At 40.6% G+C, this 26,352-nt stretch carries 22 protein-coding genes, 16 tRNA genes and 1 rRNA gene; 12 read left to right on the top strand and 27 right to left on the bottom strand.

Annotation, left to right across the window (positions count from 1 at the left end):
* Positions 1 to 8: 8 nt before the first annotated feature.
* Positions 9 to 416: a ferritin family protein gene (locus tag WFH04_RS09840; RefSeq protein ID WP_336823869.1), complete on the bottom strand. Its 408-nt coding sequence runs from the start codon at positions 414 to 416 to the stop codon at positions 9 to 11.
* A gap of 52 nt (positions 417 to 468) precedes the next feature.
* On the opposite strand from WFH04_RS09840, the gene WFH04_RS09835 reads away from it, so the two are divergent.
* From WFH04_RS09835 to WFH04_RS09810, 6 genes are all read left to right on the top strand, one after another.
* Positions 469 to 672 (top strand): YheE family protein, encoded by a 204-nt coding sequence (locus WFH04_RS09835; protein WP_336823868.1) that lies wholly within the window; start codon positions 469 to 471, stop codon positions 670 to 672.
* Between the two features lie 47 nt (positions 673 to 719).
* Entirely contained in the window at positions 720 to 872 is a 153-nt protein-coding gene (locus WFH04_RS09830; protein WP_336823867.1) for a hypothetical protein, read from the top strand.
* Between the two features lie 256 nt (positions 873 to 1,128).
* Positions 1,129 to 1,821: a response regulator transcription factor gene (locus WFH04_RS09825; protein WP_336823866.1), complete on the top strand. Its 693-nt coding sequence runs from the start codon at positions 1,129 to 1,131 to the stop codon at positions 1,819 to 1,821.
* Positions 1,818 to 2,807, top strand: a complete 990-nt coding sequence (locus WFH04_RS09820; RefSeq protein WP_336823865.1) for a sensor histidine kinase — start codon at positions 1,818 to 1,820, stop codon at positions 2,805 to 2,807. The genes WFH04_RS09825 and WFH04_RS09820 overlap by 4 nt, the downstream gene beginning before the upstream one ends.
* A 112-nt stretch (positions 2,808 to 2,919) precedes the next feature.
* On the top strand, positions 2,920 to 3,681 hold the full coding sequence (locus WFH04_RS09815) for an ABC transporter ATP-binding protein (RefSeq protein WP_336823864.1): 762 nt from the start codon (positions 2,920 to 2,922) through the stop codon (positions 3,679 to 3,681).
* Positions 3,671 to 5,515: an ABC transporter permease gene (locus WFH04_RS09810; protein ID WP_336823863.1), complete on the top strand. Its 1,845-nt coding sequence runs from the start codon at positions 3,671 to 3,673 to the stop codon at positions 5,513 to 5,515. Before WFH04_RS09815 ends, WFH04_RS09810 begins: the two co-directional genes overlap by 11 nt.
* A 93-nt stretch (positions 5,516 to 5,608) precedes the next feature.
* On the opposite strand, the gene WFH04_RS09805 is transcribed toward WFH04_RS09810, so the two are convergent.
* The 3 genes from WFH04_RS09805 to WFH04_RS09795 form a co-directional block, all read right to left on the bottom strand.
* Positions 5,609 to 6,871 (bottom strand): MFS transporter, encoded by a 1,263-nt coding sequence (locus WFH04_RS09805; RefSeq protein WP_408020185.1) that lies wholly within the window; start codon positions 6,869 to 6,871, stop codon positions 5,609 to 5,611.
* 1,174 nt (positions 6,872 to 8,045) lie between these two features.
* On the bottom strand, positions 8,046 to 9,797 hold the full coding sequence (locus WFH04_RS09800) for an ABC transporter ATP-binding protein (RefSeq protein WP_336823861.1): 1,752 nt from the start codon (positions 9,795 to 9,797) through the stop codon (positions 8,046 to 8,048).
* A 1-nt stretch (position 9,798) separates the two neighbouring features.
* Positions 9,799 to 11,538 (bottom strand): ABC transporter ATP-binding protein, encoded by a 1,740-nt coding sequence (locus WFH04_RS09795; protein ID WP_336823860.1) that lies wholly within the window; start codon positions 11,536 to 11,538, stop codon positions 9,799 to 9,801.
* A 786-nt stretch (positions 11,539 to 12,324) separates the two neighbouring features.
* On the opposite strand from WFH04_RS09795, the gene WFH04_RS09790 reads away from it, so the two are divergent.
* Entirely contained in the window at positions 12,325 to 13,665 is a 1,341-nt protein-coding gene (locus WFH04_RS09790) for a hemolysin family protein (RefSeq protein ID WP_336823859.1), read from the top strand.
* Positions 13,666 to 13,875: 210 nt separating this feature from the next.
* On the opposite strand, the gene WFH04_RS09785 is transcribed toward WFH04_RS09790, so the two are convergent.
* A complete protein-coding gene (locus WFH04_RS09785; protein WP_336823858.1) occupies positions 13,876 to 14,058 on the bottom strand; it encodes a hypothetical protein in 183 nt (60 codons plus the stop codon).
* A 379-nt stretch (positions 14,059 to 14,437) separates the two neighbouring features.
* Positions 14,438 to 15,982, bottom strand: a complete 1,545-nt coding sequence (locus WFH04_RS09780) for a GNAT family N-acetyltransferase (protein ID WP_336823857.1) — start codon at positions 15,980 to 15,982, stop codon at positions 14,438 to 14,440.
* 124 nt (positions 15,983 to 16,106) lie between these two features.
* On the opposite strand from WFH04_RS09780, the gene WFH04_RS09775 reads away from it, so the two are divergent.
* From WFH04_RS09775 to WFH04_RS09765, 3 genes are read left to right on the top strand one after another with little or no spacing between them, the layout of a single operon-like run.
* Entirely contained in the window at positions 16,107 to 16,535 is a 429-nt protein-coding gene (locus WFH04_RS09775) for a disulfide oxidoreductase (protein ID WP_336823856.1), read from the top strand.
* The gene (locus WFH04_RS09770) at positions 16,532 to 17,008 is read left to right on the top strand and encodes a thioredoxin family protein (protein ID WP_336823855.1); all 477 of its coding nucleotides are present in this window, start codon (positions 16,532 to 16,534) and stop codon (positions 17,006 to 17,008) included. Before WFH04_RS09775 ends, WFH04_RS09770 begins: the two co-directional genes overlap by 4 nt.
* A gap of 11 nt (positions 17,009 to 17,019) precedes the next feature.
* Positions 17,020 to 17,862, top strand: a complete 843-nt coding sequence (locus tag WFH04_RS09765; RefSeq protein WP_336823854.1) for an RluA family pseudouridine synthase — start codon at positions 17,020 to 17,022, stop codon at positions 17,860 to 17,862.
* Between the two features lie 259 nt (positions 17,863 to 18,121).
* On the opposite strand, the gene WFH04_RS09760 is transcribed toward WFH04_RS09765, so the two are convergent.
* The gene (locus WFH04_RS09760; protein ID WP_336823853.1) at positions 18,122 to 19,060 is read right to left on the bottom strand and encodes a methyl-accepting chemotaxis protein; all 939 of its coding nucleotides are present in this window, start codon (positions 19,058 to 19,060) and stop codon (positions 18,122 to 18,124) included.
* Positions 19,061 to 19,141: 81 nt separating this feature from the next.
* Positions 19,142 to 19,975 (bottom strand): aldo/keto reductase, encoded by an 834-nt coding sequence (locus tag WFH04_RS09755; RefSeq protein ID WP_336823852.1) that lies wholly within the window; start codon positions 19,973 to 19,975, stop codon positions 19,142 to 19,144.
* Between the two features lie 154 nt (positions 19,976 to 20,129).
* Between WFH04_RS09755 and WFH04_RS09750 the strand changes: the two genes are divergently transcribed.
* Positions 20,130 to 21,431: an NCS2 family permease gene (locus WFH04_RS09750; protein WP_336823851.1), complete on the top strand. Its 1,302-nt coding sequence runs from the start codon at positions 20,130 to 20,132 to the stop codon at positions 21,429 to 21,431.
* A gap of 244 nt (positions 21,432 to 21,675) precedes the next feature.
* Here the strand turns inward: WFH04_RS09750 and trmL are convergent, their stop codons facing one another.
* Both trmL and queG read right to left on the bottom strand, forming a co-directional pair.
* A complete protein-coding gene (trmL, locus tag WFH04_RS09745; RefSeq protein ID WP_336823850.1) occupies positions 21,676 to 22,149 on the bottom strand; it encodes a tRNA (uridine(34)/cytosine(34)/5-carboxymethylaminomethyluridine(34)-2'-O)-methyltransferase TrmL in 474 nt (157 codons plus the stop codon).
* A gap of 16 nt (positions 22,150 to 22,165) precedes the next feature.
* A complete protein-coding gene (gene queG / locus WFH04_RS09740; RefSeq protein WP_336823849.1) occupies positions 22,166 to 23,293 on the bottom strand; it encodes a tRNA epoxyqueuosine(34) reductase QueG in 1,128 nt (375 codons plus the stop codon).
* 55 nt (positions 23,294 to 23,348) lie between these two features.
* On the opposite strand from queG, the gene WFH04_RS09735 reads away from it, so the two are divergent.
* Positions 23,349 to 24,053, top strand: coding sequence for a B3/B4 domain-containing protein (locus WFH04_RS09735; RefSeq protein WP_336823848.1), 705 nt, complete (start codon positions 23,349 to 23,351; stop codon positions 24,051 to 24,053).
* Between the two features lie 153 nt (positions 24,054 to 24,206).
* Here WFH04_RS09735 and WFH04_RS09730 read toward each other — a convergent pair.
* The 17 genes from WFH04_RS09730 to rrf form a co-directional block, all read right to left on the bottom strand.
* A tRNA-Leu gene (locus WFH04_RS09730) sits at positions 24,207 to 24,287 on the bottom strand.
* A 36-nt stretch (positions 24,288 to 24,323) separates the two neighbouring features.
* Positions 24,324 to 24,397, bottom strand: a tRNA-Cys gene (locus tag WFH04_RS09725).
* A gap of 10 nt (positions 24,398 to 24,407) precedes the next feature.
* A tRNA-Gly gene (locus WFH04_RS09720) sits at positions 24,408 to 24,482 on the bottom strand.
* Between the two features lie 4 nt (positions 24,483 to 24,486).
* Positions 24,487 to 24,558: transfer RNA gene (locus WFH04_RS09715), tRNA-Gln, on the bottom strand.
* Positions 24,559 to 24,568: 10 nt separating this feature from the next.
* Positions 24,569 to 24,644, bottom strand: a tRNA-His gene (locus WFH04_RS09710).
* 33 nt (positions 24,645 to 24,677) lie between these two features.
* A tRNA-His gene (locus WFH04_RS09705) sits at positions 24,678 to 24,753 on the bottom strand.
* 24 nt (positions 24,754 to 24,777) lie between these two features.
* Positions 24,778 to 24,851, bottom strand: a tRNA-Trp gene (locus WFH04_RS09700).
* A 7-nt stretch (positions 24,852 to 24,858) separates the two neighbouring features.
* Positions 24,859 to 24,943: transfer RNA gene (locus WFH04_RS09695), tRNA-Tyr, on the bottom strand.
* Between the two features lie 7 nt (positions 24,944 to 24,950).
* A tRNA-Thr gene (locus WFH04_RS09690) sits at positions 24,951 to 25,026 on the bottom strand.
* A 13-nt stretch (positions 25,027 to 25,039) separates the two neighbouring features.
* A tRNA-Phe gene (locus WFH04_RS09685) sits at positions 25,040 to 25,115 on the bottom strand.
* Positions 25,116 to 25,123: 8 nt separating this feature from the next.
* Positions 25,124 to 25,199: transfer RNA gene (locus tag WFH04_RS09680), tRNA-Asp, on the bottom strand.
* Positions 25,200 to 25,202: 3 nt separating this feature from the next.
* Positions 25,203 to 25,277: transfer RNA gene (locus WFH04_RS09675), tRNA-Met, on the bottom strand.
* A 133-nt stretch (positions 25,278 to 25,410) separates the two neighbouring features.
* Positions 25,411 to 25,486: transfer RNA gene (locus tag WFH04_RS09670), tRNA-Val, on the bottom strand.
* Positions 25,487 to 25,696: 210 nt separating this feature from the next.
* Positions 25,697 to 25,771: transfer RNA gene (locus WFH04_RS09665), tRNA-Glu, on the bottom strand.
* 27 nt (positions 25,772 to 25,798) lie between these two features.
* Positions 25,799 to 25,889: transfer RNA gene (locus WFH04_RS09660), tRNA-Ser, on the bottom strand.
* A gap of 3 nt (positions 25,890 to 25,892) precedes the next feature.
* A tRNA-Asn gene (locus WFH04_RS09655) sits at positions 25,893 to 25,967 on the bottom strand.
* A 52-nt stretch (positions 25,968 to 26,019) separates the two neighbouring features.
* Positions 26,020 to 26,135, bottom strand: a 5S ribosomal RNA gene (gene rrf / locus WFH04_RS09650).
* Positions 26,136 to 26,352 lie beyond the last annotated feature (217 nt).

Below are 26,352 nucleotides of genomic sequence, written 5' to 3'. Positions count from 1 at the left end.
TTTTTTCTTTAAAGGCCATTGTAAATTGTAGACATCCGAATCGCATGCTCCATTTCATCGTGCATCGCGATGAATAAAGGATTGTATGCTTGCTGAAATGGAATCGTCAGCAGCATTTCCTTATACATTTCCACCGCTTCCAACTCATCAATTAACGATTGTTTCACGCATTCTTTAAAATTGTAGCAAGGCACAGGCTTCTTAGGGTTTTGAACAAATGTCCCGGTCATCATATAATAGAGTTGTTGAAACATTTCATAATGGCTTTTTTCATCTTCATAGATATGCTGGATGAAATCTCGCCATAGCGGATCTTGTGTTTGCTCGTACATAGATCGGTAAAAGTAATAGGCCTTGTATTCTTCTTCAATCGCCTGTTTCAATTGATTGGCAAACAAAATAGCACCCTTTCGCATCTTTTGTTCACTTTATGCGGACGGGCGCAGTCATATGAAAGGAGACCTACCAATGTTACAGCACTATAGCTACAAGCCAATGTACGCGGGTGGCAATTTGCCCGGCTGGACATTTTCATTCTTCTACAAAAACCAACGATACACAGGTGACTATATGCCAGACGGCACGATAGATTGGACCAGCGAAACGCCACCCGACGAAGACCAAGTGAAAAAAATGATTCACGAATTAATGACTTTCCATGTATATGAATGATTGACCGCTTTTCGCATATACTACCTTTCAATAAGGAGGCGTTCAGCATGGATAAAGAAAAAACACCTGAACAATTGCGAAAAGAACAAGAACAATTAAAAGTGCAAGACCAAAAAACCGAAAATGTTTTTGAAGATAAAAGCAGAGTGCCGAATGAGCAAAATGCGTGGAAAGAAACACAGTATAAAAGAGGGCAATAATGCTAAAAAAGTTATTCTAATTTGAAGACCATAAAACGTAATATTGTGTAGAAGTGATGTTAGGTGACTGTAAAGATTTTTTACAGTCACTTTGTTTTTTTGTTTTGGTTATACTATATATTTCGCCTATACTTTAAGTATTCTTCATTAACTTATGAAAAATGAATTTCCAGTTAAATGGTCCGTTTGCGCAAATTTTTCTATTGAAATAGCGGATCAAAAATAGAAGTTCGTCACTGAAACAAAGGAGGCTGCAATGTATAAACTACTAATCGTTGAAGATGAAAAGAATATTGCGAATACATTAAAGAACCATTTTGAAAAATATAATTATATTTGCTATATTGTAGAGGATTTTGAAAGGGTACTTGATATTTTTCAAGAATTCCAACCGCATCTCGTCATAATGGATATTAATCTTCCCGCCTTTGATGGCTATTATTGGTCACGAAAAATTAGGCAAGTCTCAAATTGCCCCATTACGATACTTTCTGCCCGTATGAGTGAGTTAGATCAAGTATATGGTATTGAAAATGGAGCAGATGACTTCATCACAAAACCTTTTTTAATGGATGTAGTCTTAGCAAAAATAAATGGACAAATACGTCGGGTCTACGGCGAATATGCAGAGGATTTGCAAACCCGAATATTGAAAGTCGGAAATACAACATTAAATTTAGAGACGATTCGATTAAGCACACCCGAACATGAGACGATATTGACTATAAAAGAACTTCAGTTATGTTCTGTGCTTTTTGAAGCATCCCCGAATGTTGTGACGAGACAACAACTACTTTCAGCAATTTGGGATGATGATACATTCGTTGAAGAAAACACACTAACAGTGAATATTGTACGTTTACGCAAAAAGTTAGAAGCTATTCATTCATCGCTATCCATCACAACCATTCGAGGAATTGGCTATCAAGTAACGGAGAATAGCTTATGAAGCTTTTTTTTCGTGATCATATAAGTTTTATCATCCTGTACATTCTAACGATGATTTGCTTACCAATTATTATTCACCGACTAGATGACTTGAGCAATCATTATGCATACTTTATCTATCTATCGATCATTTTATTAGCCATTCTTCTGTTAATTCGATATATACGACGCAAAAAAATGTATGCACATTTGAATGGTAATGGATTCGAGGCAAATGATTTATTGATTCACCTTCCCCAATCTCCGGTTGAAAAGGCATATGCAAATCAAATGCAGTTCATTCATTCGCTTTTTCTATCACAAGAGGAAGATCACAAAGATCGTTTACATGAACAGCAATTAATGATTTCCCAAACTGTTCATCAAATGAAAACACCGCTTTCCGTGATTCAATTACTCATACAGACGAATCAATTAAAAGAACCGGATTTATTTTTAGAATGGCAAAAAGTAAAAAAAGAATGCGATAAAGTAAATTTCTCTCTAAATCAACTATTAACGTATAGTCGTTCATCCCAACTACTATCTGATTTAAAGATTGAACCGATATCCTTAAATAATGTCGTCCAAGAAGTTGTTAACGATTTAAAAGATTACTTTATTGAGATGGAAGTATACCCAAAAAGTGCACTCGAAGAAAACATCATCATTTATTCTGATCGTAAATGGCTCAGAGTTGTTATCTACCAGCTACTCAGCAATGCTGTCAAATATGGTGAAGAGAAGTCCTTCGTTCACATTCATTTTGAAAACGGTCAGTTATGGATCAAGAACAAAGGCGAGACGATACCAGAAAGTGAAATTAACCGTGTATTTGAATTGTTTTACACCGGAACAAAGGGACGCATCCAAGGTGAAGCGACTGGTATCGGACTCTATTTAGTCAAAAAAATACTTTCTACGCTGCACCATCCATACACGTTAACCTCTGCTCATAATGAAACGACCTTTATGATTGATTTTTCCGGAAGTAAAGACGGCTACTAATAAGGTGGCCGTTTTTTATATGACAAATTTGTCAGATTGCTGTCATGTTCAAAGATTTTATGGAGAGAACGGTTTGTTTATACTAAATGTATCAAAAAGGAGTGAAACCGTAATGTCACATACAATTTTACAAGTAAAGCAACTACAAAAAGAATATACGGGTGAAATCACATATAAGGCATTAAAAGGCATCGATTTTCATTTAGGAGAGAATGAATTTGTTGCGGTAATGGGTCCATCCGGCAGCGGAAAGACAACCTTCCTTAATTGTATTTCCACTATCGATCGCCCTTCAAATGGTTCAATCATCATCAATTCAAAAGATCCGTATGGATTAAATGATGATGAATTAGCAAAGTTTCGACGTTCAGAATTAGGCTTTGTCTTTCAAGATTTTAACCTTGTCCACACCTTGACAGTAGAGGAGAATATTTTGCTTCCTTTAACACTTGATTCTGTATCGGAGAAAGAAATGAAACAAAGATTAGAGAGAACGGTAGACTTTTTAGGAATTGAGGCTTTATTGAAAAAAAGAACGTTTGAAATTTCTGGCGGTCAGAAACAACGGGTGGCGATTGCGAGGGCCGTTATTCATAACCCTAAATTATTATTAGCGGATGAACCGACAGGAAACTTGGATTCTAAATCTGTAAATGGTGTGATGACTTTATTTGAATCGATCAACAAAACCTTTAATACATCCATTTTAATGGTGACACATGATGCATACGTTGCAAGTTTTGCGGAGCGTGTCATCTTCATACAAGACGGAATTCTCTATAATGAGATACACCGTGGCAAAAACAAACAGCAATTTTACCAAGAAATTATGGACACACTCACGTTTTTAGGTGGTGGCCAGCATGAATTTTAATCATATTGTAGTTCAAAATATTTTGAGGGATAAGTCGACATACATTTCCTACTTTTTAAGCAGTGTGTTTTCAATAGTAGTCTTTTTCCTATTTTCAATTACAGCTTTTCATCCAATGATGGCGGAATTGGATACAACAAGTACCTTAGGAACAACAATGGTGCTAGCCAGCTTCTTTATTTACGTTTTTTCCTTTATCTTTATCATCTATTCGTTGTTCGCTTTTTTGAAAAAGAAAACAAAAACATTAGGTACTTTTATGATGATGGGTGCATCCATGAGGCAAATCCGCAAAATGGTTTTCAGAGAAAATATGATCATTGCTGTTGCAGCGATTATCACAGCAATTGTAGGAGGGTTAATTGTTGCACCATTATTTTTAATGGTTGCCAAAAAGATATTGCGTGCTGAAGTGTTTGGAATGTATATTCCGATCCAAGCCATTCTCATAACGATCGTTTTATTTTCTCTATTATTTTTGATCGTTACTAAAGTTATGACATGGATGATAAAAAAAGAAGATGTCGTTCAACTATTAAAAGCAGATATTACACAAGAAAAGCTCACGAAACCAGCACCATTTAAATTGATCGTATCCATTATGGTCAGTGTTATTTTGCTCTTTTCGATGATAAGGGAAATGAATTGGGTGGAATCCTTTGGAATTCTCCCTTACATTGCATTGTTTATTAGTCTTTTATTGGCTATTTACTTTACAGTCACACAAGGAATGTTATTCACCATCCGCGTGTGGCAAAAACATCCATCGTATTTCAGAAAAACCAATATGCTTTTTGTTTCGAATTTAAAGGCAAAAGAGCGTTCACATGCCCATATCATTTATTTATTAACGATCTTACTATTAGGTACCTTTGTCTTTACAAGCGTACTTTACAGCTCTTACTACAATGTAGAGGAAAAAACAGAATCGCTCTATCCTTATAGTTTCCAATATACGTCACTACCAGGTAACGAATTAGAAGCTCAAAAAGATCGAACCTTTATTGAAGAGACCTTAGATGAAGCAGGTAATTACGAGGCATACTATTCTGCCTTTAAAACCGATGAAAAGCGTAGGATTGCTTTTATGTCCGTTACGAATTTCAATCAATTGGGCCAGCATGAGCCTTTAACATTAAACGATCATGAGTATTTTGTTGCTGCTGGTCATGAAGGTGTTCAACCTAATGAAGAATCCATTCATGATTACCCATTTGGAAACCTAATCGTTACGGGTATTGAAAAGAGAAATATTTTAACATCCGGGTTACAAAATGTATATTATATCGTTTCGGATGAGGTATATGAGGCGATTGAGTATCCAGTTTATCAAATATTTGCTTATGAATTGGATGATTGGACAAACAAGATCGATGTCGCGAATACGATTTCATCTAAGATTACTACAGATTCTGATCGACGCTTAATGGCATCTAAAATTGAATTATATGAAGTAGAGAAGTTTGTAAAAAGCATAATGTTCTTCATTGGCTTTATGCTTAGCTTAATTTTTATGAGCGCCGCAATGAGTATACTGTATTTTTACCTGCAAACATCTCTTGAACAAGAAAGAGAAAAGTTTTTAGGCATTAGAAAAGTTGGTTTATCCATGAAAGAACTATCAACTGTTGTAACAAAAGAATTGGTAACCTTAATTTTTATCCCTTTTACAATTGCAGCCCTTATTTTATTTGCAACATTACTCGGCATGCATAACCATATCTCGTTGGCATTTTATCAATTAACTGCAATGGGCTTAGGTATAATTTTACTGCTGTTTCTAATAGGCTTTTTCTTTATTCGGAAGGGTTATTTAAATAAACTTATGATTTAATGGGGTTAAGTATATTATCTTAAAGAGTGCGAAATGGTTTAATCGCACTCATTTTTTTATATGTTATGAAACAGTAGGATTCCTCCTCTATTTTCACTCCCCTGACAGCTTCCTCCTGCCAAATATGAAATAGTAGTAGATAGATGAAACGATGTAAAGACCTGCCGTAATGGTAAACGCAAACGCGTATCCCCAATAAGCTCCTTGCGCAACGACTAAGCCTGTAGCAATCGGCCCCATCGTAGCCCATCCCAAGTTAAACACCATTTGGTTCATCGAATTCGCCAATCCTTTATATTTATCCGACACGACTTCCATCGCAACCGCACTTTGAATCGGATTTCCAGCATTCATTAGCGCTTGCCTTAACAAAAATCCTAATGAGGCCAACATAAGAGACGTCGTATAGGCCGTCAAAAGCAGAAACGGAATGGACAGCATCTGAAATAAAATCAACGCCTTCACTTTCCCAATCTTCTTTGAAAGTGCTGGACCAATCATCGCAGCTACCGCTGTCATCGCGGAGCCCATTGACAAAACAAAGCCAATATAAGAATTTGTAGCATCAAAACGGTTCGCAAAATACAAATTCAAATAAGGGACAACTAAACCGGAACCGAAGCCGATCAGCAAATTAGCGAATGAAAAATGGAAAATAACAATTAAATTTCTCTTTAAACGATCCTCTAATTGATCGATCTTACCTCCATCAGAAAGTAGCGGTGCAGCTTTCTCTTCTTTCGCATTCTTTTCTTGCAGCTTAAAAAATGGAAGTAACCCTGCCGTGAAAATGGCCGCACCGCAAAGCAATGAATAGCGGATTGCTTCTGTCGTACTAATTTTCATAACAGTTTCCAATACATCTGCGATAACTCCGCCGAAAAAGCTTCCCGCTACGTTCGCAATCGTTACGACCGCAAAGTTGACACTGAATAAAGTTACCCGTTCAGCAGGAGACGAGTTTTCGGCTAAAAATGGAATACCCGAAACTTGGACGAATGCCATAAATAACCCCGTCAAAAATGCTGCAGTAATGATCGGGGTCTCCGCAACAGCAATGCCCCTATAAAATAGTGTCGTTACCGTCAATACAGCGCCGCCCACAATCATCCATTTCCGCCCGAATTTATCGCTTAAAAATCCCGCAGGAACTAACATAATTGCCGAAGCCATCGCTGTCATTGAAATCACTTTTCCATTTACCGTCTCCGGCATCCCGAGCTCCCGAATATACAAATTATACATAACCATAAAAACACCCATCCCGATTTGGATCAGTGCATTTCCGATAATAAAAAGCTTTACATTCCGGTTGAAAGAGGAAAATTTGCGTCCCCATTCAGTGAACCATTTCATCCACATTTCCAACTTTCCACAAAATATATTTCGATACTCTAAATATACTTGTTTACAAACTCTTTCGCAACGGAATTTTCATTGAAATCAAACCTTTGGAAACATACTCATTTTCATAGAAATACGTACAAAATTGTACACTGGTATTCCATAGCCTATCGGTCAATATGCTTCAAAGGTTCATGCGATGAGGGTTACAAGCTCATAAATACCTTTCTAAACGCATAACTATTAAAAAATACGCATAAAGCCTGTCGAAAACGTATAACTGGAAAATACCGCGCATAAAATGCTGGCAAGCTTTCATAACCCCAAAGAATAACGCATATATCTCTTGCAAAGCGCATAATCCCCTTGTAAAGCCACATAAATATTTCAAAGGTGCATAAATTGGTTAATAGCTGTGTCCATAGAGTCGTTTTGACATGGATATTTAGTGATCTTGCCAATACAGAGGGGTATGGTAGGGCTTTTTAGGTTAGGAGAAAGCATCATGTTAGGCGGAAGAGAGCGGATTTATGCGTTTTTGCTGTAATTTATGCGGTCCCCTGTCTGTCTTTGTGGGACGAAGATATGGTTATGCGGAAGAGAGCGGATTTATGCGTTTCTGCTGCAATTTATGCGTTCTCCTGTCTGTCTTTGCGGGGCAATGACAAGGTTAGGCGGGAGAGAGCGGATTTATGCGCTTCTGTAGCAATTTATGCGGTCCCCTATCTGTCTTTGCGGGGCGAAGATATGGTTAGGCGGAAGAGAGCGGATTTATGCGCTTCTGTAGCAATTTATGCGTTCCCCTGTCTGTCTTTGCGGGGCGATGACAAGGTTAGGCGGGAGAGAGCGGATTTATGCGCTTCTGTAGCAATTTATGCGGTCCCCTATCTGTCTTTGTGGGGCGAAGATATGGTTATGCGGAAGAGAGCGGATTTATGCGTTTCTGCTGCAATTTATGCGTTCTCCTGTCTGTCTTTGCGGGGCAATGACAAGGTTAGGCGGGAAAGAGCGGATTTATGCGTTTTTGCTGTAATTTATGCGTTCTCCTATCTGTTAATGTGTAGAAAGTAATTTTACGCGAATAGCAATCTGAATTGCTGTAAAAAGTGTTGTTCTCCCTATTAGCGTTTTATAGATTGTAGCAAGCTAACGCAAAAAGGCCCGGCTAAACCGGACCTTTTACATTTTACCCTACTTTTGCTCCATTGTTCGTTTGCAATTTATACATTTGTGCATATTGCCCGCCAAGCGATAACAATTCATCATGAGTGCCTTGTTCGACAATTTCACCACGGTCCAATACTAAAATGCGATCTGCATTTTTAATAGTTGAAAGTCTATGGGCGATAATGAACGTCGTGCGCCCCTTCTTCAGGACATCCATGGCATGCTGGATGATTTCTTCGGTTTCTGTGTCGATGTTAGAAGTTGCTTCATCCAAAATTAAGATTGCCGGATCGAAGGCCAATGCTCGTGCGAACGAAATAAGTTGCCGCTGTCCAGAGGATAAGGTGCTGCCCTTTTCGATAACCGGCTCATCTATACCGCCTGGCAAATGTTTCAACACGCGTTCTCCTCCGACCGCATCAAGTGCTTCCTGGACCTTTTCCCGGGAAATGCTCTCATCACCTAAACTAATATTCGATTCAACAGTGCCGCTGAACAAATAAGGGTCTTGCAATACGATTCCCATATGATCACGGATCGTTTGCCTCGATATTTCACCTATATTCATGCCGTCAATTGTAATTTTCCCTTTCGACACATCGTAGAAACGGAAGAGCAAGTTCATAATTGAGCTTTTCCCTGAGCCGGTATGACCGACTAATGCTACAGTCTCCCCTTGCTTCGCTTCGAATGATATATCTTTCAAAACATATTCTTCATCTTTATAAGCGAACCAAACATTCTCAAATCGGACATTTCCACGATATCGTTCAATCTTTTCATCGCTGACCGGTTCCCCGCTCCGATCCATTAAATCGAAGACACGCTCCGCTGCAACTAAAGAATGCTCAAGACGCGCAAATTGGTTAACCACCCCAGTAATCGGGTTGAATAAACGGGTAATATAATCGACGAATGCATAGAGCATACCGACAGTGACGATACTTTCAGCATTTATTGAAGCACCGCCAAAATACCAAATTAAAAACACAAACGCCAAAGAACGAATAATATCGACTAAGTTATGCGATGTCGCAGCTTCCACTTTCAACAGTTTGCTTTGATAATGATAATGCTGTTCGTTCAATTCATTGAACTCGCCATCCATTTGCTTTTCTCGGCGGAAAGCCTGAATGATTGTCATTCCGTTGATTGACTCATTGATCATCGCATTCATTTCACTGTTTTTGCTTCGGATAATATGATTCACTTTCGCTGCAAATCTTCTGTATAGCTTCATCCAAATGTAAAGGACCGGCAATACGAACAGCGTGATGGCTCCCATTTTAGGATCCAAATAAAACAATGCAATGAAAATCCCTAACATATACATACCGCTAATTGCAAATTGTGAAACGACGGTTACATACAGGTTCCGTATTGCTTCCGTATCATTTGTAATCCTTGCCACCACTTTACCTGCAGGCAAATTATCAAAATAGCGGATTGGCAATGTTTGTATATGGCTGTACAACTCATTGCGCATTTTTTGGATAATCCGGTTCGCCGCATTTTGCAATAAAAGATATTGAAAATATCTCAATACCGCTGTCACCAATGCCAAGCCGAAAAATACTGCCAATAGTTTGGCAATCGGTTCAAAATTGATCGACTGATCGATTGAAGTCGCAATATGATCATCGATAATTTGCTTTGCAATCATTGGCCCCATCAAATCTGCGCCGACTGCGAAAGCTAGCAGGATTAGCCCTGCAATTAATAACTTTTTATAATCCAACGCATATTGAAGTAATCTTCTTCCCGTTCCCATCTTATTCAACCTCCCCGATCTGCTGGCGGTCGAACTGTTCTTTGTACCATCCGTTATTCGCAAGCAAGTCTTCATGTCTTCCTTCTTCAATGACACGTCCATCATCTAAGACAATGATCCAATCCGCATGCTGAATTGCAGATAAACGATGCGTCGTAATGATCGTCGTCTTTCCTGAACGCTCCGCCTGAATATTTTCGATGATTTTTGCTTCTGTCTTCGCATCGACTGCGGACAGTGAATCATCTAAGATAAGAATTTCAGGGTTTTTAACAAGAGCACGTGCGATTGAAATCCGTTGTTTTTGACCGCCCGATAACGCAACGCCTTTTTCTCCTACAAGTGTATCAAGGCCAGACGGCAACATTTGCAAATCCTTCTTAAAATGCGATAGGCGGATTGCCTCTGCAATGTCCTCTTCAGTTGCATCCGGCCTGCCGAATAATATGTTGTCACGGACAGATCGAGAAAATAAGACATGATCCTGCGGAACATAGCCGATCCAATCCCGGACTTGATCCTTTTTCAATGAACGCAAAGAAATGTCTGAGAATGAAATTTCTCCGTCCCCAACAGGATACTCCCGCAACAATTGCTTGATGAAAGTTGTTTTCCCGCTGCCGGTCTTTCCAACAATCCCTAAAGTTTGCCCTCTTTCTAACCGCAACTGGATATGATCCAAATTGACCGCATGAGACATCGGATAAGTGAAGCTTACATCGTCAAAGCCAACACTTTCCGGTTGGTCGACATTCGAAGGCTCAACTGGGTCTTTCACATCTTCTTCATACTCTAAAGTTTCCATTACGCGGTCCAATGAGGCATTCCCTCTTTGCAAAACGTTGATCAATTCTCCGATCGCAAACATCGGCCAGACAATCATGCCTAAATAGACATTGAACGTAACCAAGTTCCCTAAAGTCATGTCGCCAATCGACACTAAGTATGCCCCATATCCTAAACCAATCATATACGTCAATGCGGTAAACACTTTCGAAAAAGGCATAAAGAGCGCATCGATCTTTTCCACATGCATATTTTTTTGATAAACATCCTCTGTCATTTCAGCAAAGCGCTTTTCGGTTTCTCGCTCCTGTACATAGGCACGGACTACACGTACACCTGCAACCGCTTCAAGGACATTGTCATTCAGATCGCCGAACGCTTGCTGCGCTGTCATATAGCGTTCATGAATTTTCCTTCCTAATACTTGTAAAATATAAGCTAATATCGGCAACGGTAAAATTGCCGCAAGCGTCAGCTTCCAGGAAACAACGAATCCCATTGTAATGATTAAAGTACCTAAGTAAGCCGTCGAATCAACTAAAGTCATAATGCCAAAGCCGGCTGTTTCCGAAATTGCCCGTAAATCATTTGTCGATCTGGCCATCAAGTCGCCTGTCTTATTCTTTTCATAAAACGTCGGGGTCATTTTCAAGAAATGGCGCATGAGCCTCGTTCTCAGCTGCCTCTCAATAACATAGGCACCGCCGAAAAGTTGATATTGCCAAACGAAATTTCCTGCATACGAAATCGCCATTATCGTAAACATTGCGCCGATGAAAATAACTAACAGTCTTGACGTCATCGTATCTGTATGAATTGCATCAATCGCTTGCCCGATAATCCAAGGCGGCAAAATGACAAGTACGTTGGCTAACATTAGCAAAATTAGCGCAACCGTGTAACGCTTGCGATTCTCTTTGAAAAACCACTTTAATTTAAATAATACAGAAAACATATTTGTCTACCCTCTTCCTTCTTCAGTAACAACTATCCACTTTCAATAGATTCCTTTTTTAAAATTTTCCGTAGCTGCATCATCATTGTCATACCGCAGCACTCCTTTCCCAATGATTAATTTATGTTGCACGCATAGCGTGAAAACACCGAATTTTCTTTACAAAGAAAGATTAAAAAACACACGCCTCCTATAATAAGCGTGTGCTCGTAAAAAAGGACGGTAAATGTACCATCCTGTTTCAATTATTTTTACAAAATTGTTATCCAGTTCGGTACGGATTTTTTATTGAATTTTTGTGAAACAACGATTTGTACTTTTTTCATTTTCCGCACCTCCTGCACTATTTCGTTTTTCGAATAATTCTACATTACCGAACTGTTTTTCATTTGTCAATGCATTTTTTAACTAGTTTTATATCTCATTCATCGGGTATGGACTGTCATACCCTTTTCAGCTCAATTAAGGGGAAAGAATAGCATGAACAATATGTATGTTCATCCATTGATTGCTATTCCTCTTTTTTCTGTTTCTCCCCACGGCAAATTCACATTATATGTCTACAAGGTTGGCATTGCAGCAATAATTATTGCAGTGCTAACCCTCTTTCTTTTCCTTCATAATAGCCACGACTTTCTCCTTATCGTTTTATTTTTCATCTCAGGCAAAACCATTTGTTTTTTTCTTTCAAATAAATTATCATAATCTTAACTAACTATTTTATCCTTACAGGAGGTGTACACTTTGTTCTACCCCTCATTTGGGCGATGGGCAAAGTAAGTCTATTTGGAAATTGCCATACGATTGGCAGCATTTGCTGCCTTGATCGCACTCACCGCATTTTTTGTTGCGAGCGAATTTGCAATCGTGAAAGTAAGAACAACACGGATTAACCAGCTTGTTGCAGAAGGTAACCGTAAAGCTATAACGGCCAAAAAAGTTGTAGGAAATTTAGATGAGTATTTATCCGCCTGCCAATTAGGGATTACTATAACTGCTTTGGGGCTTGGTATGTTAGGAGAGCCTACTGTAAAGCTGCTTCTTAAACCGTTGTTTTCATATTTTGATTTAGCCCCGAATGTGGCAACGATACTCTCATTCGCCATCGCATTCACAGTTGTGACATTTTTACATGTCGTTGTAGGTGAATTGGCTCCTAAAACAATAGCAATTCAGCGTGCCGAAGCCATCACTTTATCCGTTGCACGGCCGCTAATACTATTTCATAACATTATGTATCCCGTTATAAAAGGGATGAACGGCTCTGCAAGATTAATCGCCCGCCTCTTAGGGTACAAAACTGTTTCAGAATCCGAAGTCGTCCATTCAGAAGAAGAATTACGAATGATTCTGTCAGACAGTCTAAAAGGCGGAGAAATCAACCAGTCCGAATATAAATTTGTCAATAAGATTTTTGAGTTTGACGATCGTGTCGCGAAAGAGATCATGGTGCCAAGGACAGAAATGATGACAATTGATAAAGATATGAGCATGCGTGAAATGTTTGAAATGGTCGGTGTTGAACAGTACACACGCTATCCTGTCACAGATGGCGATAAGGACCACGTCATCGGTCTTGTCAATATGAAAAATCTTTTAACCGCATACATTAAAGACTCGGCAACAGGCGAGCAGAAAATTAGCGAATATGTCCAGCCCGTCATAAAAGTGATTGAAACGATGCCGATCGGTGATCTGCTCCTAAAGATCCAGCGGGAAAGAATCCATATGGCGATATTAATGGATGAATACGGCGGTACATCCGGTCTTGTAACAATTGAAGACATATTGGAAGAAATCGTCGGAGAAATCCAAGATGAATTCGATATGGACGAGGTTCCGGAAGTTCAAATGATCAATAAAGACCACTATATATTAGACGCTAAAATGTTGATTGAAAATGTCAACGAAGTGCTCGATATTGATATTGACGAAGAAGATATCGACACGATTGGCGGCTGGTTCATGTCAGAACGTTTCGAAGCCGTACCAGGCGAGAAAATCATTGAACAAGGCTATGAATTTACAGTTAAAGATGTCGAAGGCCATCATATCCTGTACTTGGAAGCCATGAAACATAGCGATAAAGAAGTGAAAGGTACAGCAGACCTTTCCATCGAATCGTAATAGAAAAGCATCCATCTTTCTGTAACAGGTTCGGTTGATGGGAAGAACACATAAGAATACATCCCAACTATCAACTATCGCGTATCGTTCACAACCGAATTGACAGTTGAAAAGCAAGAAAAAATGCTTAGGTTTTTTATGCCTAAGCATTTTTTCTTGCCCTATCCTTTGTTCCACAAACGTTTCCGACTGCAGCTACAGACTAAATCGTTAATTATCTAAATCATCGTCAAGCCATGATTTCTTATTTACTCCTTGGTCGGATGGTTTTTCGAGAGATTGCCCTAAAACCGACCTGTTAATTCCATCTTTGACAGCTTTAAAAATCACAAGATATAGAATGAATAACCCTACAATCCAAAGAACAAGCATACCGAAAACCTGACTTGCCATTTTTTATCACTCCAGTTCCTGTCTGGCTCCGTTTGTTAAATAAGCCGTCCTCTTATCAACAATTTTAGCACAAAGGCCCTTGTCCTCTTCGATGTTATCAATTATTTTGTGATTACTTACAAAGAAACTATTCTAACTTCAATGAACAAGCATTTTTTCATTGCAATTAACAGGTACACATAAATTTATATGCTAATTCATTGACCATTTGTAATGCTATTTCCTATCGATATTCGCCTTAAACATTGATATATCAACAAAAATAGGGACACCAATTCAAGTATGATTTGCGTCCCCATATACTATGCTTTTTAACGTTTTCTTTCGTGTACCGAATCCAGAGCAGTGCAATGCTGATAAAGTCCAATCCTCTTTTTCTTTAATCCTTTTTATATTCTACATGGTATACGTCATGTCTGCGGTCTTTTAGCTGTTTAACAGTGCCGTCCTGCCTTTGACGACGAAGTATTTCAAGATCCACATCGCCAATCAATACCGTCTCTAAATTGGCATTCGTTTCGCCAACAATTCCATCCCTCGCGAATTCAAAATCCGATGGGGAAAAAATGGCCGATTGCGCATATTGAATATCCATATTCTCCGTTTGAGGCAAATTACCTACCGTGCCGGAAATGACTGTGTAAATTTGGTTTTCGATTGCTCGGGCTTGCGCACAGTAACGAACGCGTAAATAGCCTTGCCGGTCTTCTGTGCAAAATGGTGTAAAAATAATATTTGCCCCTTTATCGGTCGCAATGCGGGCAAGCTCTGGAAATTCAATATCATAGCAAATTTGAATAGCAATTTTCCCACAGTCCGTGTCAAATACACGAACCGAGTCGCCTTGGCTAATTCCCCACCATTTCCGCTCATTTGGTGTAATATGAATTTTATACTGCTTTTCAATTGAACCGTCCCGACGGAACAAATAGGCGATGTTATATACTTCCTCATCCTCTTCTTCAACAAAGTGTGATCCTCCGATAATGTTCACATTGTATCGAACCGCCAAATTGGTGAATAACTCGATGTATTGTGGAGTGAACTCCGTTAACCTGCGGACTGCCCGGCTCGGGGAAGGCTCGTCCAAGAAAGACATCAGCTGCGTCGTAAAGATTTCCGGGAAGACTACAAAATCGGAATTGGCGTCTGATGCAACATCGACAAAGTACTCACATTGATTTGCCATCTCTTCAAATGAAGAGATCTTCCGCATTAAATATTGCACGACACATATACGAACTGGATAACTCGTCTTATAATGCCGCTTCGTCGTCGCTTTATAATCAACATTATTCCATTCCATTAATGTTGCATATTTCTTAGATGCCTTATCATCAGGCAAGTAATTCGGATTAATGCGCATCAATGTAAAATCATTCAATAGTTGAAACGTCAACACAGGATCGTAAATCTTATGCCTTGTAACTGCTTCTACATATTCCCTTGCAGACATTTCATTCGCATACTGATAGTAATTCGGAATCCTGCCACCGATAATAATCGACTTTAAGTTCATCCTTTGGGCAAGTTCCTTCCTTGCATCATATAGCCGCTGCCCTACTTTCATCCGTCGATAATCGGGATGGACCATCACTTCAATACCGTACAGATTATAGCCCTCAGGATTATGGTTCGTTATGTAGCCGTGTGCCGAAATATCATCCCAAGTATGTCGATCATCGTATTCATCAAAGTTAATCATTAAACTCGAACACGAGCCGATAATTTCACCATCCAACTCGGCAACGATTTGCCCCTCAGGGAAAATGGCCAAATGGCTCTTCAAATGCTCTTCCTCCCAAGGCTCCATCCCGGGAAAGCAAATTTCCTGCATACGCAAAATCTTTTCAATATCCTTTTCTTCCATCTGTCGGATAATCATACTCATTTCAAATGAAGATAAATCAAATTCCTCGCTCATCTTTCATCACCTCTCTCCATGTTTACCCAAGTTACGGCTAAAAAGTCAAGGAGAGTGAATATTTTACATGGTCCCATCCACACACTATAATCATATATAAGTCTTTGATACAGGAGTTGAACAGATGCCAAAACGATTGGAAAATAGCCTGTTATTTATCTTTACAGTTTCCTTGATTGCAACATTAGGTTCATTGTATTTTTCCGAAGTGCGCGGCTTTGAACCTTGTACATTATGTTGGTATCAAAGGATCCTAATGTATCCGCTTATATTAATTTCAGGAATCGCTTTAATTCAAAAAAATAGTAACATTGCATTGACGACAGCATTATTTTCTCTCATTGGCGGTTGCATGTCGCTCTACCATTATAGTATACAAAAACTTAGCTTTTTGAAGGAAAGTGCCCCTGCATGCGGGAATGTCCCTTGTACGGGACAATACGTCAATTACTTAGGGTTTATTACAATTCCATTTATGGCCCTACTAGCTTTCATACTTATTTTCATTACAAGCCTGTTCATGATGAAATGGCAAAAGGAGTTTACAAAATGAAGAAATTGCTTATTATCGGGGGAGTCATCGTTGCGATTTTTGTTTTAATCGTCGTCTTGACGAATCAATCAAACAAAGAGAAACTGAAAGATAACCCTTACGGAACGGATAACTTATCTAAATCAACAATCGCATTAATCGGCAATGAAAACTATAGCAACATCGTACTTCCAGAAGATTTATATGACAAGGTGTCTTCCGGGGAATCAGTGACGGCATACTTCTTTTCTCCAGAATGCCAATATTGCCAACAAATGACGCCAATCCTAATGCCTTTGGCAAAAGAGGAAGGCATCCATATTTACCAATTCAATATGTTGGAGTTTGGAAAAGAAGCGCAACCTTATGGCGTTAAATCTTGGCCAACGCTCATCCATTATGAAGACGGTAAAGAAGTCGGCAGAATGTCAGGTTTGCCAAATAATCCTGAAGAAGATATTAAAGCTTTCTTTGATCGCTATGTTAATAAATGAGGAATAATCCAATGAACTATTTTCACTATGTAGTAGATGAAGAAGAGCTGACAATTGAAAAGCTGCTACTTGACAAGTGGAAAATCGGCAAAAAAACTGTCCATCAAATGCGAATGGACAAGGCGGTGACAGATCCTTCCGGCGAACCGGTTGATTGGCGGATTCCTTTGCCTCTAAATGCTGTTTTACATTTTCACTTTCATGCGAAATCCGACTATGAACAAGATGATGTAAGTGGAGTCGACATACTTTTCGAAGATGAGCATATAATCGCTGCCGTAAAACCCGCAGGCATTTCGGTCCATCCGAATGAAAAAGATAATGGCGGTACGTTCATGAATGCAATGATGAAATCTATCGCGACGAATGGCGGAGAATACGTAGAGCATATCCATCGTTTAGATCAGGGGACTTCCGGCATTATTCTATGTGCAAAGCATCCAATTGCTAAATCGATCATGGATCGGAAATTGGAGCAGCATGAAGTGACGAGAATTTATCATGCAGAAGTTGAAGGGGTCATGAAGCGAACGAAAGGCGTGCTCAATTATCCGATCGGGCGCGATCGGCATCATTCTACGAAACGAAGAGTATCCCCATCTGGCCAAAAAGCGACTACCCATTTTCGCGTGATGGAGAGAAGGTCTGATTCCACGACGGTTGAAGCCTCATTAGTAACTGGCCGAACTCATCAAATCCGTGTACATTTTTCACATATTGGCCACCCCGTTGTTGGCGATACGTTATATGATGGCAGTCCAACTGAGGACGGGCAGTATCGATTGGCAGCGAAAAAGATTTCATTCGAACATCCAATTACAGAAAAACCGATTACAATTGAATGGATCGTATGAAACAAAGTATCTTTTCACTATATCTACAGTCTTTTTAAAGGTTTGTAGTCATGAGATATATGTTTGCCCAGCTTGGCTTGAAAACGCTTGTCAAGGAAGGCAACCTAAATATGCTTAATCGTAAAGCTGCCTTAATTTCTGCAAAGAACGCAGAAATTAAGGCAAATCGAACCAACTCTTTGCTGTTCGATTCGCAGTATGCGAGCGTTTGTCAACAATCTGAAACAAGCCGGACCCTCAACAGGACTCCGGCTTGTTTTTATGAGAATGATAATTGCCTTATGCCATTTTCCAGGCGTAAGTCCACTTCTTTCGCGTCATCAATATGATCAACAATCAGTGCATGCGCTTCGCTGAATAATGAATTGGCATCCGATAGCTCCATTTTCACCCGCTCCGCCAATTTCTTCTGCTCTTCAATCATTTCCTGAATTGCTGTAATATCTATTTTGCTTTCTTCAACAGTACCTAAGATCCGCTCCATTTTTTCTGCTGTTGCCATGCTGACGGTAATGCCTTTTTCAATAAGAGCTGCACTTTTCTTCGTTGCAGCAAGAGCTTGTTCAATTTCATCCCGCAACGCATTCGTCAGCGTTTGAATATTCGCTGTGCTGTCAGATGTGCTTTCTGCCAATTTACGAACCTCTTGCGCGACGACAGCAAATCCTTTTCCTGACTCCCCTGCTCTTGCGGCTTCGATGGAAGCATTCAATGCCAATAAATTCGTTTGTGCAGCGATATCTTCAATGACACCGACGATGGATTGGATTTCAACGGAACGTTCACTTAAATTCGACATATTCTTTTCGGAAGACTGGATTTGACTACCTAACTCCTTAATTACACCTGCTGTCGCATGGACTTCTTTCGTACCTTCAGTAGCCTCTTCTACCATTCGCTGCGCTTTTTCTTCCAAAGAATAGCCTTTCTCATATAACTCATTTGATTTTTCAGTAGATTGTTCGCTTAATTCGCCAACATTGTCAAATTTCTTTTCAATTTCTGTTACTGCATCCCCTAAAACAGTATGCTGTGCATTCACTTTCTCATGCTGGTCAACAGCTGCATGCAACTCGTCCTTCAACTCGCGCAGTCGATCCATCTCTTCAGCTTTTTTATTGGCATATTCAGATTTTAATTTTTCAATTTCCTCAATTAATACAGCACCATTTTTTTCTGTTTTTTTACTTCTGAACAAAACAATTCCTCCCTATTACTCTGTCATCTACTCTTAGTATACTATGAATTGTGAGGAAAGGCTCAGGTTCAAAAGTCACATTTATAGTGTGTCATATTTTTCGGGATTAGTCCCTGTTCGTTCATCCATATTCAGTGCATTGATCGTCATCATATCTTCGAGTGTAAGCTCAAAATCCGCCACTTCGATGTTCTCTTTAATTCTCTTAGGAGTGACGCTTTTCGGGATGACGACTAATCCATTTTGCAAATGCCACCGGATGATGACTTGGGCAGTCGTTTTGCCATGCTTCGCCGCAATATGGAGCAAAGTTGGATGCTCCATTAACTTTCCTCTCGCTAGAGGAGACCAAGAAGTGACAACGATTCCGTGTTCCGCACAAAATTCCCTTAGCGGTTCCTGCGTAAGCCTTGGATGAACTTCAATTTGATTCACCATTGGCTGTACATTTGCCGTTTTAAAAAGCTCTTTCAAATGATGGGCATGGTGGTTGGACACACCTGTTGCTCGAATTAACTTTTCCTCGTAAAGACGCTCAATTGCACGATACGTATCTACATACTTATGAGCAACAGGCCAATGGGTCAAATAAAGGTCCAAATAAGAGACACCCAACTTTTCCAATGAAACTTCAAAGGCTCTTAATGTTTCATCATATCCTTGATCATTGTTCCAAACCTTCGATGTAATGAACAATTCCTCACGCGGAATGCCCGACTGGCGGATTGCATTTCCAGTCTCCATTTCATTCTCATAAATTGCAGCAGTGTCAATTGCTCGATAACCAACTTCCAATGCGTATGAAATAGCAGTCTCCGTCTCTTTAGGGTCAGTCATTTTGTAAACACCTAATCCTAATTGAGGCATTGCAACGCCGTTCGATAAAGTGAGCTCCTTGCGATAAATTGATGTCATGGACTTTACCTTCCTTTATCATTTTCTCTAATTGTACAATGAATAAATACTTTTTTCGAACTTGTATTAAGATAATGGTTGCTTTTCGTGTGTAAAACGAATAATATTATAAATGCATGTAAAATTGTTCGTGTTTTGAGAGGGGTATATTCACTTGTTTCAACTTAAAGAAAAAAATACAACAGTAAAAACAGAACTACTATCGGGCATGACTACTTTTTTGACTATGGTGTATATCGTTATCGTAAATCCGATCATTTTGTCTGATGCCGGCGTACCATTTGACCAAGTATTCTTGGCAACAATCGTAGCAACCGTTATAGGCACACTTTGGATGGCGTTATTTGCGAACTATCCGATTGCGATAGCTCCCGGAATGGGGTTGAATGCGTATTTTGCTTCAGTTGTTATCGCTTCAGATGGACAGCTTGATTATTTAACAGCTTTTTCTGCCGTATTCGTTGCAGGTCTTTTATTTGTACTGCTATCCTTAACATCTTTCCGTGAAAAACTCATTGAGTCCATTCCAGAAAATTTAAAGCATGGGATTACAGCAGGCATTGGACTTTTCATCGCTTTCTTAGGCTTGCGTCTTTCCGGCTTAGTTGTGTCACATGAATCGACTCTTGTAAAATTAGGTGATTTAACATCACCGCCCGTACTCTTAACATTATTCGGATTGCTCGTCACAATTGTATTAATGACTTTGAATGTTTATGGAGCCATTTTTATCGGCATGATTTTTACTGGGATTGTAGCCTTTTTCACAAAGCAATTACAATTTGAAGGAGCACCATGGAAGCTGCCCCATCTCCCCGAAGGAATTATTGTTTGGAATCCAATCGAGGCAGTAGGAGATGTGATTTCACATGGGCTTTATGGGGTTGTATTCGCATTTCTTATCGTGACATTATTTGATACGACAGGCACGATGATCGGCGTAGCAAAGCAGGCTGGTCTCATGAAAGGGAAGTCATTGCCTCGCGCAAGACATGCATTGCTTGCGGATTCAATTGCCGCAACTGCAGGCGCTATGGTTGGAACAAGCCCGACATCTGCGTATGTTGAATCTTCTTCAGGTGTTGCGGTTGGGGGACGCACTGGTTTAACGACATTGACCGTAGCTGTCTTATTCATTGGCGCAGCATTTTTCAGTCCTGTCGTCGGTGCCCTATCCAATGTCGCCGCCATTACAGCTCCTGCATTAATCATCGTTGGTAGCCTAATGATCGGCACAGTAAAGCATATCGATTGGGATTCGTTTGATGAAGCGTTCCCTGCATTTCTAGTCATTTTAACGATGCCATTAACATCGAGCATCGCAACGGGAATTGCATTAGGGTTTATCACCTACCCATTATTGAAGGTCGTAAAAGGAAAATGGAAGCAAGTTCCTGTCCTTTTATATGTTTTCGCCTTGCTGTTTGCTTACCAGCTTCTATTTTTGCCGCATTAATCATTGTTGAAACAATGTCACATTTACGTATGACAGACATTTCAATTTTAGCACGTTTAAGGTATACTATATAAAGGACTAATGATTTTACAGGAGGTACACCCGATGAAACTAATCCTTATTATGGGCGTTTGCTTCGCTTTCTTATCAGCAATTCTAACAGGCGGCTATGAAGATAAACCTGGTAAAGTGAAAAAATAAGCATCAAAAAACGGGACATGCCATGATCGGCTGTCCCGTTTTATTATTTCAAGTCCAAAAATGATTGTTGCCGCAGTGCTTCGTAAATTAATATCGCTGCTGTATTGGATAAATTCAATGAACGGATATGTTCATTCATCGGAATGCGCAAGCAATGCTCTTCATTTTCAGCAACCACTTCGTCAGGAAGCCCTGTCGTTTCCTTGCCGAATACAAAGAAGATGTCTTTCGTTGTATCTGTAAAATCAAAGGAAGAATACGTCTGCTTGCCAAACTTCGTAATGAAATAAAATTCTCCGTCCGGAAAAGCATTAAAAAATTCATTGAGTCCCTCATGATATGTGATATCGACATGTTCCCAATAATCGAGCCCTGCTCTCTTTAACATCTTATCATCTGTAGAAAAACCAAGTGGTTTGATTAAATGAAGCTTCGTGCCTGTTCCTGCACAAGTTCTTGCTATATTTCCCGTATTAGCAGGGATTAAAGGTTCAAAAAGAGCTACATGTATTGTCATTTCAAGTACACTTCCTTCACACAGTCTCGATTGCTTTTCTCATTTCACTACACACTTCTTCATTTTCTTCATTCGGTAAAGCTCTTTGCACTGCTTCGAGCCCTTCCGAGTTCCCTATTTGGCCAAGCGCCCATGCAGCTGTGCCGCGAATCATTGGTCTCGGATCTTTCTCCATTAGGCCTATTAAATCAGGTACCGCCGATTCATCTTTAAAGTGTGCGAGTGCAATGATTGCATTCCGCTGAATAGGATTTTTCCCACGCCATGAACCCGACATATGCCCATATGTCTCCTTAAATTGCCTATTGGATAAAGTAAGCATCGGTTTTAATAGCGGTTTGACCAATTCTGGTTCAGGCTGAAATGCATTTTGATGTAAATTAAATTTTCTTTTATTTTTTGGACAAATCGTTTGGCATGTATCGCAACCATAAACCCTATTTCCGATTTTTGCACGAAATTCTTCAGGAACGGATTGCTTCGTTTGCGTCAGGAATGCAATACAACGCTGAGCATTCAATTGCCCACCTTGGATTAAAGCTCCAGTCGGACAGGCGTCTAAACAAAGCGTACAGTCTCCACATTCATCCTCCATAGGCCGATCTGGCGCGAATGGGATATTCGTTATCATTTCGCCAAGATAAACATAAGACCCAAACTCCGGAGTAATAATTGAGCAATTTTTTGCGGACCAGCCGATGCCAGCCCTTTCAGCTACTGCCCGATCGACTAGCTCCCCTGTATCGACCATAGAGCGGCAATGTGCTTGCGGTACCCTTTCCTTAATATAATCTTCTAAGAGCGATAGCTTCTCCCGTAAAACCGTATGGTAATCAACACCCCAAGACGCTCTGCAAAAGATCCCTCTTCGTTCACTCTTCGTTCCTTTAGGTGGATTCTCCATTTTGGACGGATAAGCAACAGCAATAGATAAAATACTTTCAGCTTCATCTAAAAGCAAAGCAGGATTTGTCCGTTTTTCGATGTCTTCTTCTTCAAAGCCTGATTGAAACCCTAACTCTTGCTGCCGTCTAAGCCTATTTTTCATTTCACGGAATGGAGCTGCAGTCGTGAAACCGATTTTATCTATTCCAATGGCCATCGCATAATCTCGTATTTCTTGTTGTAATTGAGCGACATTCACACCAATCCGCCTCCTATATGATAAAATTGACAAAAAGAATAGTAGGGTGATCTTATTGAGATTTGATATCGAGCCAACAGTATTTGAACGGTTACCAAACTTAAAATTAGGCATTAATCATTATACCAAAATTACCGTCACAGAATCTCCCCAAATGCTAAAAGGTCGTTTGCAATTATTTCAAGAACAGCTCTTTTTTGAGTTAGAACAAAAAGAGCTCACTCAATTCTCGGGAATAAAGGAATGGCGAGATGCTTGGAAAAAGTTAGGTGCAGATCCGAACCGTTATCGTCCTTCAGCAGAAGCTCTTTTTAGAAGAGTAAAAAAGCAAAACTATTTAATGCCCTTTCATAGTGCAGTCGACTTGAATACTTTCTTTTCTCTGCAATACGAAATTCCAGCAGGTATTTACGATCTACATAAAATTGTAGGGAATATCCGACTGGACAGAGGTAGCGAAGAGGATGGATATGATGGTCTTAACGGCCGCTTCAACTCGCTTCAGAATATTTTGGTACTAAAAGATGATTACAGCCCATTCGGCAGCCCTTTCGTCGATTCGGTCCGTACAGCGGTTACTGAAGAAACGACCGATGCACTGCACATATTCTTCATTCGTCCGTTAATGGAAGCTGAAGAAGCATATAAGCTAACAGAAGCATGCGGGAATATGTTCACTAGCATTAGCGGAGGCGATGTTACCTCCTATGTCTTACATAAAGGACAAGCAGCGATTGAGATAGACGATAGTATTGAATAATTGTTTTCTCAAAAAACGATGTGTATCCAATCTCAGGTCTCTAAGGAAAAAGCCCTTGCAACCTTGCTGCAAGGGCTTTTCAGATCCAAATAGTAAATAGAGAGAAGCTATGAAAATGAAAAAGCACAACATCTGTTGTGCTTTTTCCGTGGATACCCGAGGCCGGACTTGAACCGGCACGCCTCGCGGCATCGCATTTTGAGTGCGACGTGTCTGCCATTCCACCACTCGGGCATATAATGATAATATCCAACAGCGTACATAAAATACTGGAGGCGGCAACCGGAATCGAACCGGTGGTAAGGGTGTTGCAGACCCGTGCCTTACCGCTTGGCTATGCCGCCGTAGAAAAAGTGGAGCGGAAGACGGGATTCGAACCCGCGACCCCGACCTTGGCAAGGTCGTATTCTACCACTGAACTACTTCCGCGAAACTGGGGTAGCTGGATTCGAACCAACGAATGACGGAGTCAAAGTCCGTTGCCTTACCGCTTGGCTATACCCCAAAGCTTTAAATGGGGCGACTGAAGGGAATCGAACCCTCGAATGTCGGAACCACAATCCGATGCGTTAACCACTTCGCCACAATCGCCATAATATTAGTATTTATGTTTGACTGCATGGATGGGGCGGCTGAAGGGAATCGAACCCTCGAATGTCGGAACCACAATCCGATGCGTTAACCACTTCGCCACAACCGCCATAATATTGAGTTGCAACTGTAATGGCAGGGGCAGTAGGAATCGAACCCACACCAAAGGTTTTGGAGACCTCTATTCTACCGTTAAACTATGCCCCTGTAAAGATGGTGGTGGGGGACGGATTCGAACCGCCGAACCCGGAGGGAGCGGATTTACAGTCCGCCGCGTTTAGCCACTTCGCTACCCCACCAAGAGCATGGTGCCGGCGAAAGGACTTGAACCCTCAACCTACTGATTACAAGTCAGTTGCTCTACCAGTTGAGCTACACCGGCACGGTGATAAATATGGTGGCTCAGGACGGAATCGAACCGCCGACACAAGGATTTTCAGTCCTTTGCTCTACCGACTGAGCTACTGAGCCACATATAATGGCGGTCCCGACCGGGATCGAACCGGCGATCTCCTGCGTGACAGGCAGGCATGTTAACCGCTACACCACGGGACCTTTTGGTTGCGGGGGCAGGATTTGAACCTGCGACCTTCGGGTTATGAGCCCGACGAGCTACCACTGCTCCACCCCGCGATAATAATAGTTGTAAGACTTTTAAATCCTACGCATCCAGCTGTTTATGGGAGTTAGTTGAAATTTCCTTTTAGTAAATTTCACAAATCACATTCTGCGTTATGAGATTTGCTCCACCCCGCGATAATAATTATGGTGGAGGATGACGGGTTCGAACCGCCGACCCCCTGCTTGTAAGGCAGGTGCTCTCCCAGCTGAGCTAATCCTCCGGGTTAAAATTGCGATAAGCTTCGCATTACTGCGTCAGCTTCATTCACTCAATCAGTCACGTACCGTTGTACGCTCCTTCTTTCACTCAATCGCTTCCTTGTTCTACTCGCTTCTCCCAATTTTAACGGGAGTGCGATAAGCTTCGCATTACTGCGTCAGCTTCATTCGCTCAATCAGTCACGTACTGTTGTACGAGTCTTTAAATAGAATGGTGACCCCTACGGGATTCGAACCCGTGTTACCGCCGTGAAAGGGCGGTGTCTTAACCGCTTGACCAAGGGGCCATATGTATATTATCTATTGTATAAATCTGGCGGAGAGCAAGGGATTTGAACCCTTGATACGCGGTTAGCGTATACACGATTTCCAATCGTGCTCCTTCGGCCACTCGGACAGCTCTCCATTTGGCTCCGCAGGTAGGACTCGAACCTACGACCGATCGGTTAACAGCCGATTGCTCTACCACTGAGCTACTGCGGAATAATAATGAAACGAATGACCTTTGTATAGTTCATTCTCTTTGAGAATTGCAGCCCAGCGATGTCTTACTCTCACAAGGGGAAGCCCCTCACTACCATCAGCGCTGAAGAGCTTAACTTCCGTGTTCGGTATGGGAACGGGTGTGACCTCTTCGCCATTATCACTGGACTACTTTCACAAGACAAGATTTAGTATATCAGATCTCACTGGAAATTTCAAGCGTTTTTTACAAAAAAGTATTTTTATTCGCTCAAAACCGGATAAAACAGACATCGTACATCAATCAACCGTGCAATTTTTTCTTTGTCCAGCCTCAGCGGTTAAACGGTCGTCTCCGCTTTTCTTATAGGTTAAGTCCTCGATCGATTAGTATCCGTCAGCTGCA

It is taken from the genome of Sporosarcina sp. USHLN248 (genome assembly GCF_037144575.1).
GTDB classification, from domain to species: domain Bacteria; phylum Bacillota; class Bacilli; order Bacillales_A; family Planococcaceae; genus Sporosarcina; species Sporosarcina contaminans.
Note: the sequence above shows the minus strand (reverse complement) of the source record. Positions and strands in the feature narration are given on the sequence as shown.